General features: G+C 63.6%; 14 protein-coding genes and 1 pseudogene. 8 read left to right on the top strand and 7 right to left on the bottom strand.

Annotated elements, in window-relative coordinates:
- Window positions 1–13 precede the first annotated feature (13 nt).
- Together HU770_RS10455 and HU770_RS10450 are read left to right on the top strand one after the other, a co-directional pair.
- Window positions 14–1,084, top strand: coding sequence for an enoyl-CoA hydratase/isomerase family protein (locus HU770_RS10455; RefSeq protein ID WP_033697561.1), 1,071 nt, complete (start codon window positions 14–16; stop codon window positions 1,082–1,084).
- Window positions 1,085–1,100: 16 nt separating this feature from the next.
- Window positions 1,101–2,252 carry an acyl-CoA dehydrogenase family protein gene (locus HU770_RS10450; RefSeq protein WP_186663615.1) on the top strand — a complete coding sequence of 384 codons (1,152 nt, stop codon included), beginning with the start codon at window positions 1,101–1,103 and terminating at the stop codon, window positions 2,250–2,252.
- A gap of 45 nt (window positions 2,253–2,297) precedes the next feature.
- Here HU770_RS10450 and HU770_RS10445 read toward each other — a convergent pair whose 3' ends face one another.
- On the bottom strand, window positions 2,298–3,230 hold the full coding sequence (locus HU770_RS10445) for a LysR family transcriptional regulator (RefSeq protein ID WP_186659223.1): 933 nt from the start codon (window positions 3,228–3,230) through the stop codon (window positions 2,298–2,300).
- A gap of 125 nt (window positions 3,231–3,355) precedes the next feature.
- Here HU770_RS10445 and HU770_RS10440 point away from each other — a divergent pair, with 125 nt between their 5' ends.
- The gene (locus HU770_RS10440; protein WP_186663614.1) at window positions 3,356–3,622 is read left to right on the top strand and encodes a DUF2790 domain-containing protein; all 267 of its coding nucleotides are present in this window, start codon (window positions 3,356–3,358) and stop codon (window positions 3,620–3,622) included.
- Window position 3,623: 1 nt separating this feature from the next.
- Here the strand turns inward: HU770_RS10440 and HU770_RS10435 are convergent, their stop codons facing one another.
- The 3 genes and pseudogenes from HU770_RS10435 to mqo form a co-directional block, all read right to left on the bottom strand.
- A complete protein-coding gene (locus HU770_RS10435; protein WP_186663613.1) occupies window positions 3,624–4,319 on the bottom strand; it encodes a tRNA (adenine(22)-N(1))-methyltransferase TrmK in 696 nt (231 codons plus the stop codon).
- A 101-nt stretch (window positions 4,320–4,420) separates the two neighbouring features.
- Window positions 4,421–4,535, bottom strand: a pseudogene (locus HU770_RS10430) (SAM-dependent methyltransferase); the annotation flags it as partial.
- A 172-nt stretch (window positions 4,536–4,707) separates the two neighbouring features.
- Window positions 4,708–6,297 carry a malate dehydrogenase (quinone) gene (mqo, locus tag HU770_RS10425; protein WP_186659232.1) on the bottom strand — a complete coding sequence of 530 codons (1,590 nt, stop codon included), beginning with the start codon at window positions 6,295–6,297 and terminating at the stop codon, window positions 4,708–4,710.
- A 146-nt stretch (window positions 6,298–6,443) separates the two neighbouring features.
- Here mqo and HU770_RS10420 point away from each other — a divergent pair, with 146 nt between their 5' ends.
- From HU770_RS10420 to HU770_RS10410, 3 genes are all read left to right on the top strand, one after another.
- Window positions 6,444–7,664: a putative DNA modification/repair radical SAM protein gene (locus HU770_RS10420; protein ID WP_186663612.1), complete on the top strand. Its 1,221-nt coding sequence runs from the start codon at window positions 6,444–6,446 to the stop codon at window positions 7,662–7,664.
- A complete protein-coding gene (locus tag HU770_RS10415) occupies window positions 7,655–8,494 on the top strand; it encodes a TIGR03915 family putative DNA repair protein (protein ID WP_033697553.1) in 840 nt (279 codons plus the stop codon). Before HU770_RS10420 ends, HU770_RS10415 begins: the two co-directional genes overlap by 10 nt.
- Before the next feature lie 215 nt (window positions 8,495–8,709).
- Entirely contained in the window at window positions 8,710–10,521 is a 1,812-nt protein-coding gene (locus HU770_RS10410) for an autotransporter domain-containing protein (RefSeq protein WP_186663611.1), read from the top strand.
- 175 nt (window positions 10,522–10,696) lie between these two features.
- Here the strand turns inward: HU770_RS10410 and HU770_RS10405 are convergent, their stop codons facing one another.
- From HU770_RS10405 to HU770_RS10395, 3 genes are all read right to left on the bottom strand, one after another.
- Window positions 10,697–11,668, bottom strand: coding sequence for a biotin-dependent carboxyltransferase family protein (locus tag HU770_RS10405; protein ID WP_186663610.1), 972 nt, complete (start codon window positions 11,666–11,668; stop codon window positions 10,697–10,699).
- Entirely contained in the window at window positions 11,665–12,552 is an 888-nt protein-coding gene (locus HU770_RS10400; protein WP_186663609.1) for an allophanate hydrolase subunit 1, read from the bottom strand. The genes HU770_RS10405 and HU770_RS10400 overlap by 4 nt, the downstream gene beginning before the upstream one ends.
- 93 nt (window positions 12,553–12,645) lie before the next feature.
- The gene (locus tag HU770_RS10395) at window positions 12,646–13,404 is read right to left on the bottom strand and encodes a 5-oxoprolinase subunit PxpA (protein WP_186663608.1); all 759 of its coding nucleotides are present in this window, start codon (window positions 13,402–13,404) and stop codon (window positions 12,646–12,648) included.
- 120 nt (window positions 13,405–13,524) lie between these two features.
- Between HU770_RS10395 and HU770_RS10390 the strand changes: the two genes are divergently transcribed.
- Together HU770_RS10390 and treS are read left to right on the top strand one after the other, a co-directional pair.
- Entirely contained in the window at window positions 13,525–14,442 is a 918-nt protein-coding gene (locus HU770_RS10390; protein WP_033697548.1) for a LysR family transcriptional regulator, read from the top strand.
- A 100-nt stretch (window positions 14,443–14,542) separates the two neighbouring features.
- On the top strand, window positions 14,543–16,609 hold the full coding sequence (gene treS, locus HU770_RS10385) for a maltose alpha-D-glucosyltransferase (protein WP_186663607.1): 2,067 nt from the start codon (window positions 14,543–14,545) through the stop codon (window positions 16,607–16,609).
- The last annotated feature ends 47 nt before the right edge of the window (window positions 16,610–16,656 follow it).

The following is a 16,656-nucleotide window of genomic DNA, read 5'->3' as shown; positions in this document are numbered from 1 at the left end:
CAGGGAGAACGCGATGACCGCGCATGCTCACACTTCGGCAACGGATCATGTCTTGGCCGAGGTCCGTAACCAGATTGGCCACCTGACCCTGAACCGCCCCGCCGGCCTCAATGCCCTCACCCTGGACATGGTCCGCAGCCTGCGCCAGCACTTGGACCAGTGGGCAGAAGACCCGCAGGTGCGCGCCGTGGTGCTGCGTGGCGAAGGGCCTAAAGGGTTCTGCGCCGGGGGCGATATCCGCTCGCTGCACGACAGTTACAAAAACGGCGATAACCTGCACGAAGACTTTTTCGTCGAGGAATACGCGCTCGACCTGTGCATCCATCACTACCGCAAACCGGTGCTGGTACTGATGGACGGCTTCACCCTCGGGGGCGGCATGGGCCTGGCTCAGGGGTGTGACCTGCGTGTGGTCACCGAACGCAGCCGGCTAGGCATGCCAGAGGTCGGCATCGGCTATTTCCCGGACGTTGGCGGCAGCTATTTCCTCCCGCGCATCCCGGGTGAACTGGGCATTTACCTCGGTGTTACCGGCAGCCAGATCCAGGCAGCCGATGCCCTCTATTGCGGGCTGGCCGACTGGTACGTGAGCAGTGACGCCCTCAGCGCCCTCGACCAGGGCCTGGACAAGCTGGCCTTCGGTGACCACCCGCTCAAGGACCTGCAAAGCCTGCTGGCCAAACTCGGCACCCAGGTACTGGACGACGCACCACTGCAGAAGCTGCGCCCGATCATCGACCACTTCTTCGCCCTCCCCGACCTGCCGGCGATCATCGAGCAACTGCGCGCCGTGAGCATCGGCGACAGCCACCAGTGGGCCCTGGCCACCGCCGACCAGCTGGAAAGCCGCTCGCCACTGGCCATGGCAGTTACCCTGGAGATGCTGCGCCGCGGCCGCCACCTGGCGCTTGAAGCGTGCTTTGCCATGGAACTGCACCTGGACCGCCAGTGGTTCCAGTACGGCGATATCGTTGAGGGCGTGCGCGCCCTGATCATCGACAAGGACAAACAGCCGCGCTGGAACCCGCCAACCCTAGCCGGGCTCGAGCGCCGGCGGGTCGACCAATTCTTCGAAGGCCTGTGAGCCCGGGAGTACACAGATGCAAGACCTGGAACTGAGCGAAGAACAGATCATGATCCGCGACATGGCCCGGGATTTTTCCCGTGGCGAAATCGCGCCCCATGCCCAGGCCTGGGAAAAGGCCGGCTGGATCGATGATGGCGTGGTGCGCAAGATGGGCGAGCTGGGGCTGCTCGGCATGGTCGTCCCGGACACCTTTGGCGGCAGCTACACCGACTACGTCGCCTACGCCCTGGCCGTGGAAGAGATCGCCGCCGGTTGTGGCGCCACCGGGGCGATGATGAGCATTCACAACTCGGTGGGTTGCGGCCCGCTGCTGGCCTATGGCACTGCCGAGCAACAGCAGGCCTGGTTACCGCGCCTGGCCACTGGCGAGGTGATTGGCTGCTTCTGCCTGACCGAGCCGCAGGCGGGGTCCGAGGCCCACAACCTGCGCACGCGTGCCGAGCTGGTGAATGGCGAATGGGTGATCAACGGCGCCAAGCAGTTTGTCAGCAATGCCCGTCGCGCGGGCTTGGCGATTGTCTTCGCCGTGACCGACCCGGCGCTGGGCAAGAAGGGCCTCTCGGCCTTTCTGGTGCCCACGGACAACCCTGGTTTCAAGGTCGAGCGCAGCGAGCACAAGATGGGCATCCGCGCCTCCGACACCTGCGCGGTGACCCTGGACGACTGCCGCATCCCTGCCGCCAATATCCTCGGCGAGCGTGGCAAGGGGCTGGCCATCGCCCTGTCCAACCTCGAAGGCGGGCGTATCGGCATTGCCGCGCAAGCGTTGGGCATCGCCCGCGCCGCGTTCGAAGCGGCGCTGGCCTACTCGCGTGATCGGGTGCAGTTTGGCAAGCCGATCAACGAGCACCAGAGCATCGCCAACCTGCTGGCCGACATGCAGGTGCAGGTCAATGCCGCGCGCCTGCTGATCTTGCATGCGGCCCGCTTGCGCAGTGCCGGCAAACCGTGCCTGTCGGAGGCTTCGCAGGCCAAGCTGTTCGCCTCGGAAATGGCCGAGCGGGTGTGCTCCATGGCCATCCAGGTGCATGGCGGTTATGGTTACCTGGAGGACTACCCGGTAGAGCGCCATTATCGGGATGCGCGTATCACGCAGATCTACGAGGGTTCGAGCGAGATCCAGCGGATGCTGATTGCGCGGGAGCTCAAGCATTATTCACTGTAACAGCCGGCTAGCGCGGCCGCTGTTGGGGCGGTCGCGCAACCTGGCTCAGCGCCAGTAGCGCGCGTCATCCACTACCCGCGCATGCCCTTCGAACAGCGCGGGCAGTTGCTCTTTGAGGTAATCGATCCAGGTACGCACCTTGGCATCCAGGTAGTGGCGCGACGGATAGATCGCATACAGCGCACTCTCACGCAGGCGATACGGCGCCAACAACCGGCGCAAACGCCCCTGCTCGATCGCCTGGCTGGCGGTGTAGAACGGCAGCAGCCCGATGCCCATGCCCAGCTCGCTGGCCAACAGCATCGCATCGGCCACGTTGGTGAGGAAGCTGTCGCGCGGTGCGATCACACAGTGATCGACACCTTGGGGGAACACCCAGTCGCCTTCGTACATCGGGTACGCCATGCGCAGGCAGCGATGCCCATGCAGGTCTTCCGGCCGCTCGGGCACGCCAAAGGTCTCCAGGTAACTGGGTGCCGCGCAGGGGATGCTGAAGATGTTGCCCAGCGGCACGGCGATCAGCTGCGAGTCCGGCAAAGCCTCGTCCACGGTGATCACCACGTCATGCCCTTCGGCCAAGGGGTCCGGGTTGCGCTGAGACAAGGTCAACTCGACCACCACCTCCGGGCACAGCGCGTTGTAGCCCGCCACCAGCGGCATCAGCAGCAGGCCCAGGCCATGCGGGCAGTGCAGGCGCAAACGCCCACGGGGGGTAAGGTGCGCGCCTCGCGCCTCGCCGACGGCTTCTTCGGTCAGCAGCATGATTTGCCGCGCGCGCTCCAGAAACCGTTCGCCCGCCTCGCTCATGCGCAAACGGCGCGTGGTGCGGTGCAGCAGGCGGGTCTGTAGCTGGTTCTCTAGCTCGGCAACGATGCGCGAAACCTGCGCCGCAGAAATGTCCAGGGCATTGGCGGCTGCGGCGAAGCTGCCGCATTCGACCACACGGGTGAAAGTACGCATGGCATGCAGCATGTCCATGGGGGGTGGGCTCCTTGATCGGTCTTATTCTTACGTTCCAGGCAGGAATCTATCACGGCTTAGCCCATTTATTGTGGATCACCAATGAATACATCATTGGTAAAACATTGAAGAAGGAGCCTGCCATGAAACGTTCGATCGCCGTCCTTGCCTTTGCCGCTACCCTCGCCTCGTTCGGCGCCTTTGCCGACGCCAGCACACAGCAGCCGGCCGCGAGCACGGGCAACTACGAATACGGCATGCCGCTGGATGTCGCCAAAGTCATCTCCATCACCCCGGCCAGCAACGCTGCCGACTGCCAGGTCGGCACCGCGCATATGGTGTATGTCGACCACCAGGGCCGTACCCGCGAGGTCAACTACCGGGAAATGGGCAACTGCTCGCAGCAGTGAGTCAGGCCAGTACCTGGGTGATCCAGCTGATCTGCCGAGTGAAATCGCGGCGCTTTTCCTCGGGTATCGTATCCCGAGCGCGTTCGAAGTTGGCCAACGTCTGCTGCTTCTGGCGCAGCATGCGCTGCCATTTGGTCACGAACGCCGGGGCCTTTTCACGCATCAGCAGCGGGCCGAAGTACAGCTCTTCGGCGGTGTAAGCCACTGCCTCACAAGGTTCGGCGACGATAATTTCGTAGTCGAAGCGGTTTTCGCGCAACAACTCTTCACTGACGATCCGATAGCTGTTTTGCATCAGCCACCCGCGCAGTTCGCACTCATCGCCGTTGGGTTGCAGGATCAGGCGCTCGCTGCCACTCAAGCGATGCTTGCCGCGCTCTAGAATCTCGCACATGGTTTTGCCACCCATGCCGCAGAGGCTGACGGCCGAGATCCGGTCGGCCATTTCGATCGCGTCCAGCCCATCGGCCAGGCGAATAGTGATATGCGCCTCCAGGCCGTTGCGGCGCACGTTGCGCTGGGCCGAGGCAAAGGGCGTGTGCGCCACTTCACCGGCCACGCCTGCTTCGATGGCGCCACGCAGCATCAACGCTACCGGCAGATAACCATGGTCCGAGCCGATATCGGCCAGGCGCGCGCCTTGCGGCACATGCGCCGCCACGCGCTCCAGGCGCATGGAGAGTGTCTGTTCGTTCAACGTAAGCCCCTTGCTCGAAAACCGGGCGCGATTCTGACGACCACGGCGCGGCATTACAATGCGCAAAAGCCGAATGGCGCAGGTGACGGCAAGGGCGGCGGCTATTTGCGCGCCTCCAGTATCAGGTTGAACGGTGTTTGTGTGGCGCGCTGGAACCCATGTGAAACCCGCCTCCTCGAACACCGCGCGTAACCGCGCCTCCCCAGCCTGGGCACCCTCCTACATCCGTTTCAGGTCAGTCACGCCTGTGCCAGCGCGCGACCGCCTTGTTTGTCCGGCACAATATTGAGGCGGACGCCAAGGGGCCGCGCGCAATGCCTCAGGAATAACTGGCCCGAAACGGATGGAGTAGCGACGGTTCGGCGCCCCGACTTGCTCGCGAATAGCGTTATGGCGCGACACCTGGGCTTTCACCACCCGACGGCGGATTCAACTGCAGCACCTCATTGGTATATGTCCACTCCTCCTGCACCTTGTCCGGATGCTCGTTCAGCCGGATGCCATAGGACGGCACGATCTGTTTGATCTTCGCCTGCCAGGCTGCTGAAGCCACCTTGTCCTTGAACACCTTGTTCAACACATCCAGCATGATCGGTGGCGCAGTCGAGGCGCCAGGCGATGCCCCCAGCAGGCCGGCGATGCTGCCGTCCTTGGACGTGACCACTTCGGTACCCAGCTTGAGCACACCACCCTGGGCCTCGTCTTTCTTGATGATCTGTACACGCTGGCCGGCTTGCCACAGGCGCCAGTCTTCCTTCCTGGCTTCGGGGAAGTAGGTGCGCAGCGCTTCGAAGCGGTCATCGTCGGACTGCAAGACCTGACCGACCAGGTACTGCACCAGGTCGAACTCGCGCACCCCTACCCTGACCATCGGCCAGGCGTTGTGAACACTGGCGCTGGCGAACAGGTCAAGCAACGAACCCTGCTTGAGGAACTTGGTCGAGAAGGTAGCGAACGGGCCGAACAGGATCATGCGTTTGCCATCGAGCACACGGGTATCCAGGTGCGGCACCGACATGGGCGGGGCGCCGCTCGCCGCAATGCCGTAGGCCTTGGCCATATGGCGCTGGGCAATGGCCGGGTTGTCGGTTACCAGGAACGACCCTCCCACCGGGAAACCGGCATAGTCCTTGGCCTCATCGATACCGGACTTCTGCAACAGCGGCAGCGCCGCGCCCCCTGCACCGATGAACAGGAACTTGGCATCGGTGGCGGCCTGGCTGCCGTCCTTCAGGTTCTTGTACTCCACATGCCAGGAGCCATCTTCGTTACGGGTAATGTCCTGGACCTCGGTCGACAGCTTAAGGTCGAAGTTCGGCCGGGTCTGCAGGTAGCCCACGTACTGCCGGGTGATCTCACCAAAGTTGACGTCGGTGCCGATCGGCGCCCAGGTCACGGCCAGTTTCTGGTTGGGGTCGCGCCCCTCCATCATCAGAGGCACCCACTTGCGGATCTGTTCGTGGTCTTCGGAATACTGCATCGGCTTGAACAACGGGCTGGCTTGCAACGCCTCGTAGCGCTTTTTCAGGAAGCGGATGTTGTCGTCACCCCAGACAAAGCTCATGTGCGGGGTGGTATTGATGAATGAGTGGGGGTTCTTCAACACGCCCTGCTTGACCTGCCAGGCTAGAAACTGTCGGGTCACCTGGAACGACTCGTTGATCTCCACCGCCTTGCTGATGTCGATCTTGCCATCCTTCTCTGGCGTGTAGTTCAGCTCCGCCAGGGCCGAGTGGCCGGTACCGGCGTTGTTCCAGCCGTTGGAGCTTTCTTCGGCCACCTTGTCCAGGCGCTCGACCATCTCCATCGACCAGCCTGGCTCCAGCTCATTGAGCCAGACAGCCAGGGTCGAACTCATGATACCGCCGCCCACCAGCAGCACATCGACCTTCTTGGTTTCAGCCGCCTGGGCATTGAGCATGCCCATCGCCAGCGCCAGGCCGGCCAGCGCCCACTTCGCCTCGATCGTGATTTTCATGTCCTCTCCCGCACGCCTCGTAGCTGTCCGTAAAGTCCAGCACAAGCTTAGCTGAGGGTTTTACTGGGGCACCTCGATCACTGGGGCTTGCAATCAGGCCGCGCTCAAAATACTGTATGAATATTCAGTGTTTCGAGTCAGCCACCATGCAGCTCATCGCCAAACTCGGCATTCTCGCCGACGCCGCCAAGTACGATGCTTCCTGCGCCAGCAGCGGTGCGCCCAAGCGCAGCTCGCGCGGCGGCGACGGCCTGGGCGCCACCAATGGCATGGGCATCTGCCACAGCTATACGCCGGACGGCCGCTGCGTGTCGCTGCTCAAGGTGCTGCTGACCAACTTCTGCCTGTACGACTGCCAGTACTGCGTCAACCGCCGCTCCAGCAACGTACCGCGGGCGCGCTTCACCCCGGAAGAAGTGGTGCGCCTGACCCTGGACTTCTACCGGCGCAACTGCATCAGCGGCCTGTTCCTCAGCTCGGGCATCATCCGCTCGGCCGACTACACCATGGAACAACTGATCCGCGTGGCACGGTTGCTGCGCGACGAGCACAACTTCCGCGGCTACATCCACCTCAAGACCATACCCGACGCCGACCCGCTGCTGATCGAGGAAGCCGGGCGCCTGGCCGACCGCCTGAGCGTCAACATCGAGCTGCCGACCGATGCCAGCCTCAAACGCCTGGCACCGGAGAAACACGCGCACACCATCCGCCAGGCCATGGCGGTCATCCACCAAGGCCAGCAAGCCGTAGCCAACGAGCCGAAGGCGCCGCGCTTCACGCCCGCCGGGCAAAGTACCCAGGTCATCGTCGGCGCCGACGCCACCGATGACAGCACGCTGCTGCGCAATGCCGAGTCGCTGTACCAGGGTTACGGTCTCAAGCGTGTGTACTACTCGGCCTTCAGCCCGATCCCCGACAGCCCGGGCAGCGTGCCCCTGGCGGCGCCGCCACTGTTGCGTGAGCACCGCCTGTACCAGGCCGACTTCCTGCTGCGTGGCTATGGCTACAAGGCCGGCGAACTGCTGGGCCATAGCGGCAACCTGGCACTGGACATCGACCCCAAGCTGGCCTGGGCGCTGGCCAATCGCGAAGTTTTCCCGCTGGATGTTAACCGCGCCGAACCGGCCTTGCTGGCACGTATCCCGGGCATCGGCCTGCGCAGCGTGCAGCGCCTGGTGGCGCTGCGCCGTGAACGGCGCATCCGCTATGACGACCTGATCCAACTGCGCTGCGTACTGGACAAGGCCCGGCCGTTCATTGTCACCAGCGACTACCGCCCGACCCAGGCCGAGCTGCGCAGCGGCCTGCTGCGCGAACGCCTGCGCGAGCCACAAGCGCCTGTGCAGATGGGGTTGTGGGGGTGATCGCGCTCGACTGTGATAACCACTTCGCCACCTGGCGTGACCAAGCCCGAACGCTGCTCGGCCATGGCATCGACCCGGCCGAGGTGACCTGGTCGCAAGGCCCTATCGATGATCTGCTGGCCGTGCCGGCACCGTTGCCTGAAGGCCCTGGCCCGTTTCGCGGCAAAGTGCCGGCGGCGTTACTGAGCCAGTTGGCACAGGCCGCCTGCTATCGCGGCGCGCAACGCTGGAACCTGCTGTACGAAGTGCTCTGGCGCGTCGCCCATGGCGATCGCACCGCCATGCTCGCGGGCGACCGCCTGGGCAGTGAGCTGCACCGGCGGATCAAACAAGTCAGCCGTGAGGCGCACCACCTGCATGCTTTCGTGCGCTTCGTCCCCCTGCCCGAGGCGTTGGCCGAGCGACTGCAGCTGGACCTGGTCGCCTATCACGAGCCCGCCCACGACATCCTGCACGATGCCAGTGCGCACTTTGCCGACCGCCTGGGCCGACAACGCTGGTTGATCGCCACACCCACCGATGGCATCCGCTTCGATGGCCAGGCCTTCGATTACCGCCGCCACTGCCCCGATGACTGGCGGCAGTGGGCGCGCCATGCCGACGACCCCGGCGCCGAACTGTGGCGCACCTATTATCGCCACACCTTCAACCCTGCCCGCCTCAACCCGGACGCGCTGCGCCTGCATATGCCCGGGCGGTTCTGGCGGCATTTGCCGGAAGGCATGCTGATACCCCAGCTTGAAGGCCTGGCACGGCAGGGCAAACAGCGGGATGGGCAGGCGCTGGAAGTGGCCTCGCAGCGCGGCAAACGGATTTGTAGAGGTGAGTAACGCACGTGCTTACCGCCCCCGTTTTCAACGGCATGACCGAACATGGGGTCTTTGCAGGCCCGTCTGAACGCAGCGTGGAACTGTTAGTTTTGTCAGTAGCAGCACTTAGTAAGGCACGCCTATGATCGCCGCAAAGTTCGCCATGGTTCGGCTCGATAAGGACTGTCTCGTGAGCCCCTATCAAGGCCCCGTCTGGACATCATCAGGTAGATTCCATGTCGATCAGAACGTGCATACTTGCTGGCGCAGCTACGGCGCTGTTCTTCGTCGCAACGCCTTCAATTGCCACAGAAGCGCCCTTCTCGCGCACCCTTTTTCTGGGCGACAGTTACACCGACAGTGGCTATTACCGGCCGTTGCTACCTCCTGGGGTTCAAGCTGGGCTAGGTAAGTTGACCACCAATCCGGGCAAGGTCTGGTCAGAGCATTTGGCTGACCACTATGGTGTGGATGCAAGCGCCAACGGCAATGGCCAGACGGGCGACAATTACGCTGCGGGTGGTGCGCGAGTGAGCATGCCGGCGGCCGGTGAGCTTGGGCCGATCCCCTCGCTGACAGACCAGCTGGCTCAGTACTTTTCGACCACTGGTGGTGTCGCTGATCCCCGGGCGCTGTACACGGTCTGGGGCGGCATCAATGACATGGCGTCTATTGTCGACCCTAGCCAAGTGCCAGTCGTGGTCAGTGCGACAGTGACTGACCAGATTGGCATCGTTGCTGACCTAGAGCGAGCCGGTGCACGCTACGTATTGGTGCCCAACCTGCCGGATATGGGGCTTATCCCGCGCATTCGCGACAGGGGGGCAGAGGCCATGGCGCGGATAACGCCTCGCTACCAAGCTTACAATGATGCACTTTACGGTGGGTTGAGGCAGGCTGGCTTGGCGTTCATTCCCCTGGATGCGTTCAGCTTCATGCAAGCGCTGGCAGGCAACCCCGACAGCTATGGTTTCACCAATGTCACTGATGCCGCCTGCGGACGAAAATTGGCGTTGATCTGCGGCCCGGCGGACTACGTCGTCCCCAACGCGGATATGACCTACTTGTTTGCAGACGATGTGCACTTGAGCACAGCCGCTAATCAAATGCTCGGGCAGTACGCCATTTCGGTGCTCGAAGCGCCGCGATACCAGCAAGTCCTCACCCACTCGGCGCACACGGTGGGTCGAAGCCGCGCTGATCAGGTCAGCCAACACGTAGGCAGTCGGCCCGCAGACGGTTGGCGCTGGTGGGGTAGCCTTCGTCACGACACTCAGCGTTATGATCATGGCCGCCTGTACGACGGCTCGGCCCCTGCTGGCTTGTTTGGCGTCGATTGGTCCCGCAACGGCGTTGTAATGGGAGGCTTCGCCGGTGTTGGTCGCATGGAGGCTAACGTCGGTGCGCATCAAGGGGGCTACACGCAGTCCGACTCAACCCTCGGCCTGTTTAGTGGCTGGTACGGTGAGCGAATGTGGGTGAATGGCCAGGTCAGCTATAGCTGGCTGGATTATGACGTCACCCGTAAGGTTCAGATCGGACCTGCTACCCACACCCACAACGGTACTCCAGAAGGGCACAACCTTACGATGGCCCTTAACACAGGTTATGAGTTCGACAATGTGGGCGATTTGCGACATGGGCCGCTGGCCGCAATCATCTGGCAGCGGGTGGAGTTAGATGACTATGTCGAGAGCAATAGAAGCTTCACCGCCATGGGCTATTACGATCAAAAGGTTGACTCGACCGTGGGTCGAATTGGTTGGCAGGCCCGTCTACGAGCAAGTCGTTTTGAGCCTTATGCACAGATCACCTACGATCAGGCGTTTGAAGGCAGCAAGCAGGCCAACGCATGGCTGCAAACCGTACCTGGAGCTGGCCCGTATCGGGTGCCGGGGCTGGAGTTCGACCGTTACTACGTGACTGCGCTGCTGGGGGTGCGGGTAGTGTTAGGCGATGTGAGCGCCAGTATCGGAGTTACAACGACCACCCTGCAGAGGGAGGCCCAGGACGCCAGCTTGTTTGCGAGTTTCAGTGGCAGCTTTTGAGCGATGTGTGGACAGTCTGCATCTAGCCAGGTGTAACGCACACAAGAGCGGTTGGTGGAACTATGTCATACCAATGAGGTACCTGATCGAGGGCATGAGCAGGATGCTTCCTGATACAGGCGAGCGACTAGACCCTCGGCAATAGCGATGGCCTGTCACTCAACCCACCCAGCAATCAAGCAAACAACCGGGCCAGGCACCCCAGCTTCTTCTTGTACGACCGCCGTGCCTCCAACGCCTGCTCCAGGCTCACCGCCAAGAACCGCGCCTGCTGATTGGGCTGCATCTGCCCGATCAGGTCCAGGTCGGCGCTGATCACCGTGCCGATCATGGCATACCCGCCGCCCGACACCGCATCGCGGTGCAGAATGATCGGCTCCAGCCCCGCTGGCACCTGGATCGAACCGATCGGGTAGCAGCTGTCGACGATATTCGAGGGGTCCGAGCCTGCGCCAAACGGCTGCTCACGTAGCTGGAAGCTCAATGCGCTAGCGCCCTTGTAGCGGTAGCCGATACGGTCCGCCTCGGAGCCGACGGTCCACGCCTGAGTGAAGAAGCTCTGCGCCGCCGCGTCGGTCAGGCGATGGAAATACAACCCCGGCACCACCCGCACTACCACCTCGCCACCCAGCGCCTGGCGCAGGGCCATCGGCAGGCTCGCGCCAGCCCGGGTCTTGCCGCTGGGCACACCGACCGGCAATACATCACCCGCCATCAACTTGCGCCCGTGCAGCCCGCCCAACGCACCCAGGGCGTAGGTCGAACGGCTGCCGAGCACTTCGGGTACATCGATACCGCCGGCCACGGCCAGGTACGCCCGGGCACCTGCGGTGGGGAAGCCGAAACGCAACACCTGCCCTGCCCTGACCGCAAACGCGGTGTCGGGGCGCTGCTCACGGCCGTCGAGCAAGGCGGGCATCTGCGCTCCGCATACCGCCACCAGCGCATCGTGCTGGAACTCAAGCTCTGGTCCCACCAGCGCGCATTCCAGCCCTGCTGCACCTGCCGGGTTGCCGACCAGATGGTTGGCGGCGCTCAGGGCATATTGGTCGAGCGCCCCGGACGGCGGAATGCCCAAGTGGTAATAGCCTTCGCGACCAAGGTCCTGTACCGATGTGGCCAGGCCGGGTTTGAGTACCTTGATCATGCCAGCACCTCCTGCAGCGTCTTGGGGTAGCCGACCGGGTCGGCGAGGAAGGCATCCAGGGAAAACGTCACCGGGCGAATGCGCAGGTTGAAGTGGCCCTCCTCCACCTCCGCCACGGCTTGGTCATAGGCTCGGCGGTCGATGGGCTTGAACTGCACGATGTCCCCAGGGCGGAAGAACACCATGTGCGCCTTGAGGTAGGCCAAGGTCTGCTGCGGGTCGTAGATCGGCGCCGGGGTGACGCCGAACATCTGGTAGCCGCCCGCCCCGCGTACCGAGTAGATGCACCCGAAACAGCCGCCATGGCCGAGGGTCAGCTTGGGTGTGTCGGTACGCGGACGCAGGTACTTGGGCACCTGCAACTGCCGCTCGCGCTCAACCATCTGGAACATGAACGGCAGGCCGGCGACAAAGCCGACCATCGACACGAACCAGGGCGCGCCACTGTGCGCGGCGATGAACGCCTGGACATCGGCCAGGCCGTTGACCCGCGCCGCATACTCAAGGTCCGTGCTGCTTGGGTCCTGGTGACGGTCACGAAAACGCATCAGGGTTTCGTGGGTCCACGGGTCGTTGTACAGCACCGGGATTTCGATGATGCGGGTCTGCAGCGAGCGCTCGGCCACCGCCTCTGCCTCGGCGCCGCGTACCGCTTCGAGCAAGGCCTGGGGGGCAATGCGGTCAGGGTCGAAGCGGATCTGGAACGAGGCGTTGGCCAGGCATACGTCGAGTACGCCCTCCAGGCCAAGTCGCTCCACCGCGCGGGTGACGGCCATGCCCTTGAAGAAGGCTTGCAGCGACATGCTGTCACTGACTTCGGCAAACAGGTGCTCGTCGGCACCGAAGCTGTAGCGGATTGGGGTAGAAGCAACCGGCTCGGCCATGACTGTTCCTTTTTTTGGAATCTTTATAGAAAGGCAGGCGAAATCAAATCAATGCAAGGGCCCCGGCCTCCAAGCGCCGGGCGCCGCAGCTACTCAGCGTGGCGCACGCACCGCGATACCCGCCTGATCGAGCGCCTGGCGCGTAGCCTCGACCAGGTCGAGCGCGCCGGGGGTATCGCTGTGCAGGCAAATGGAATCGAATTCGATGGCCAGGTCCTGCCCCTCTACCGTGCGCACCAGGCCTTGCTGGCAGGCCCGCAGCACACGCTCGGCGACGGCCTGGGGGTCATGGCCGCGCACGTTGCGGGTGAACACGATGGAGCCGCTCATGGCGTACTCGCGGTCGGCATAGAACTCGCGGATCACCGGCTGCCCGAGTGCCTGGGCGACACGGCAGATCACCGAGCCCGGCATGCAGTACAGCAGCAACTGCGGTTCGATCACGCGCAGGTTCTGCACCAGCAGTTGTGCAGCCTCCTCGTCGCGCGCCAGATGCATGTACAGCGCGCCGTGGGGCTTGATGTGTTGCAGCGTCACCCCCTGGGCACGGGCGATTTCACGCAGCGCGCCCAGTTGGTAGAGCATGTCGTCGACCAGCTCCTGGGCCGAGGCATTGATGTGTCGCCGGCCGAAACCGACCAAGTCACGAAAGCCCGGGTGTGCCCCGACCGCCACCCCTATCGCCTTGGCCCGCTCGACAGTGCGGCGCATGGTGCCCGGGTCGCCGGCATGGAAGCCGGTGGCGATGTTGGCCGAGCTGATGAAACCCATCAACTCGTTGTCGACGCCGTCACCAATGGTCCACGGGCCGAAGCCCTCGCCCATGTCCGAATTGAAATCCACCACCTGCATGAACGTATCTCCTGGTGCTTGTGACTGCCTGAATGCCACGTTAGATTCTCCTCACCCCCTTGGGAAGATCTATAAACAGATAGGGTGTCTTCTGAAAATCAGATACACCGGGAGCCAACCGTGTCACTGACCCTGCGCCAGGTCCGCTACTTCGTCGCCACTGCCGAGATCGGCCAGATTTCTCAGGCGGCGATCCACCTGAACATCTCTCAATCGGCCGTGACCACGGCGATCAAGGAACTGGAGGCGATGCTCGGTGTGCTGCTGTTCCAGCGCTCGGCCCAAGGTATGAGCCTGACCGAGGCTGGCCGGCATTTTCTCAACCGGGCCTATGTGATTCTGCGCAGCGTGGACGACGCGCTGAACAGCCCGCTGCCTGACGTGCGCGCCAGCGGCCTGCTGCGCCTGGCCGCCAGCTATACCGTGATGGGCTACTTCCTGCCGCACCACCTGCAACGGCTGGAACACTGGCACCCGGACGTGACCCTGCACGTGCATGAACAGGAGCGCAGCGCCATCGAACAGGGCCTGCTTGAGGGCCGTTTCGACATGGCTGTGGTGCTCACCGCCAACCTCACCCACCCGGACATCGTCTCGGAAACCCTCTTCAACTCCGAACGCCGACTGTGGCTGCCCGGCCACCACCCGCTGTGCGAGCGCTCTGCGGTGAGCCTGGCGGATGTGGCCGGCGAACCGTTCATTCTGCTGACGGTGGACGAGGCCGAACAAAGCGCCATGCGCTACTGGGAGCAGGCCGGGCAGCGGCCCAGCGTGCGCGTGCGGACCAGCTCGGTGGAGGCCGTGCGCAGCATGGTGGCCAATGGCAGCGGCGTGGCGATCCTCTCCGACCTGGTGCACAGGCCCTGGTCGCTGGAAGGCAAGCGGATCGAGACGGTGACCATCAGCGACCCGGTGACGCCGATGAGCGTGGGCCTGGCCTGGCACCGCGAGCGGGCGTTCAGCCCGGCCATGCAGGCGTTGCGCAACTACTTCCACAGTGCGTTTCTGGCACCGCAGCAGCTGTCGGCGCGGCGCTGACCCTTTTCCCCCTGGGAACACGCCGCGCAGGCATTGCGAACGTTCCGCGTGCGAAGCCGTCATAACTGTGGCCGGTGCCGACACACAGAGAGGACGCGAGATGACTCAACCCGACCCGTCATACATCCAGTGGCTCGAAGACCGTTCCATGCTCAAGGCCTCCCAGCAGCGGGCCCTTTTGTATTCGGGGCAATCGCGCCTGTGGCAAAACCCCTATGCCGAGGCCCAGCCCCGCCGCGCAACCGAGATCGCCTCGGTGTGGCTCACTGTCTACCCTGACGCTATCATCGCCCCCGATGACTGCTCGGTGCTCTCGGCCCTGGCCCACGAAGCCTTGTGGAAGCGCTTGTCGGAGATCGGCATACAAGGCGTGCACACCGGCCCGATCAAGCAGTCAGGCGGCGTGCGCGGCCACGAGTTCACCCCCAGCGTGGACGGCAACTTCGACCGCATCAGCTTCGACATCGACCCGCTCTACGGCAGCGAGCAGGAGCTGATCCAGATGAGCCGCATGGCTGCGGCGCACAACGCCGTGACCATCGATGACCTGATCCCCTCGCACACTGGCAAAGGCGCCGACTTCCGCCTGGCAGAACTGGCCCACGGCCACTACCCCGGGCTTTACCACATGGTCGAGGTGCGCGAAGAAGACTGGCCGCTGCTGCCCGACGTACCCGCAGGGCGCGATTCGGTCAACCTGCTGCCGGCCGTGTGCGATGCGCTCAAGGCACGCCATTACATCGTCGGCCAGTTGCAGCGGGTGATCTTCTTCGAACCTGGGGTCAAGGAGACCGACTGGAGCGTCACCCCGCCGGTCACCGGCGTCGACGGCAAGACCCGGCGCTGGGTGTACCTGCACTACTTCAAGGAAGGCCAGCCGTCGCTCAACTGGCTCGACCCGACATTTGCCGCCCAGCAGATGATCATCGGCGATGCCCTGCATGCGCTGGACTGCCTTGGCGCGCGTGGCCTGCGCCTGGACGCCAATGGTTTTCTCGGGGTGGAAACCCGCCTTGAGGGCACTGCCTGGTCCGAGAGCCACCCCCTGTCGATCGTCGGCAACCAGCTGATTGGCGGCATGATTCGCAAGGCGGGCGGTTTCAGCTTCCAGGAGCTGAACCTGACGATCGACGACATTGCCCTGATGTCCAAGGGCGGCGCCGACCTGTCCTACGACTTCATCACCCGCCCGGCCTACCAGCACGCGCTGCTGACCGGCGACACCGAATTCCTGCGCCTGATGCTCAAGGAAATGCACAGCTTCGGCATCGACCCGGCTTCGTTGATCCATGCCTTGCAGAACCATGACGAGCTGACCGTCGAACTGGTGCACTTCTGGACCCTGCACGCCCACGACATGTACCTGTACAAGGGCCAGACCCTGCCCGGCAACATCCTGCGCGAGCACATTCGCGAAGAAATCTACGAACGTCTGTCGGGCGAACATGCCCCTTACAACCTGCGCTTCGTCACCAACGGCATCGCCTGCACCACCGCCAGCCTGATCACGGCCGCCCTCGGCATCCGCGACCTCGATCAGATCAACGCAGCGGATATCGAGCGTATCCAGAAGATTCACCTGCTGCTGGTGATGTACAACGCCATGCAGCCTGGCGTGGTGGCGCTGTCCGGCTGGGACCTGGTCGGAGCCCTGCCCTTGCCCGCCGAGGCGGTGGCAGAACGCATGCTCGATGGCGACACCCGCTGGATCCACCGCGGCGGCTACGACCTGGCCGGCCTTGCCCCGCACGCCGAGGCCTCGGTGCGCGGCATGCCCCGTGCCCGCGCGCTTTACGGCAGCCTCGACAGCCAGCTGGAACACCCCGATTCATTCGCCAGCAAGGTGAAGAAGCTGCTTGCCGTGCGCCAGGCCTACGGTATCGCCACCAGCCGCCAGGTGCTGGTACCCGAGGTCAGTAGCCCTGGCTTGCTGGTGATGGTGCACGAGCTGCCGGCCGGGCGCGGGGTGCAGATCAGCGCGCTGAACTTTGGCCAGACGGTGATCAGCGAAACGCTGCACTTGACCGGCTTCACGCCGGGGCCGGTGGTGGACATGATCAATGAAACGGTCGAGGGCGACTTGACCGAAGATGGGCGGCTGGTGGTGAACCTGGACCCTTACGAGGCACTGTGCCTGCGCATCGTGAACAGCAGCGGGCATGTCTGAACGGTCGCGGCCACCTTGCTTTTACCGCTTCACAGGCTTAGTTTCCG

The organism is Pseudomonas sp. SWRI68 (assembly GCF_014269165.1).
GTDB lineage: Bacteria > Pseudomonadota > Gammaproteobacteria > Pseudomonadales > Pseudomonadaceae > Aquipseudomonas > Aquipseudomonas capeferrum.
This window is presented reverse-complemented; position numbering and strand designations above follow the sequence as displayed.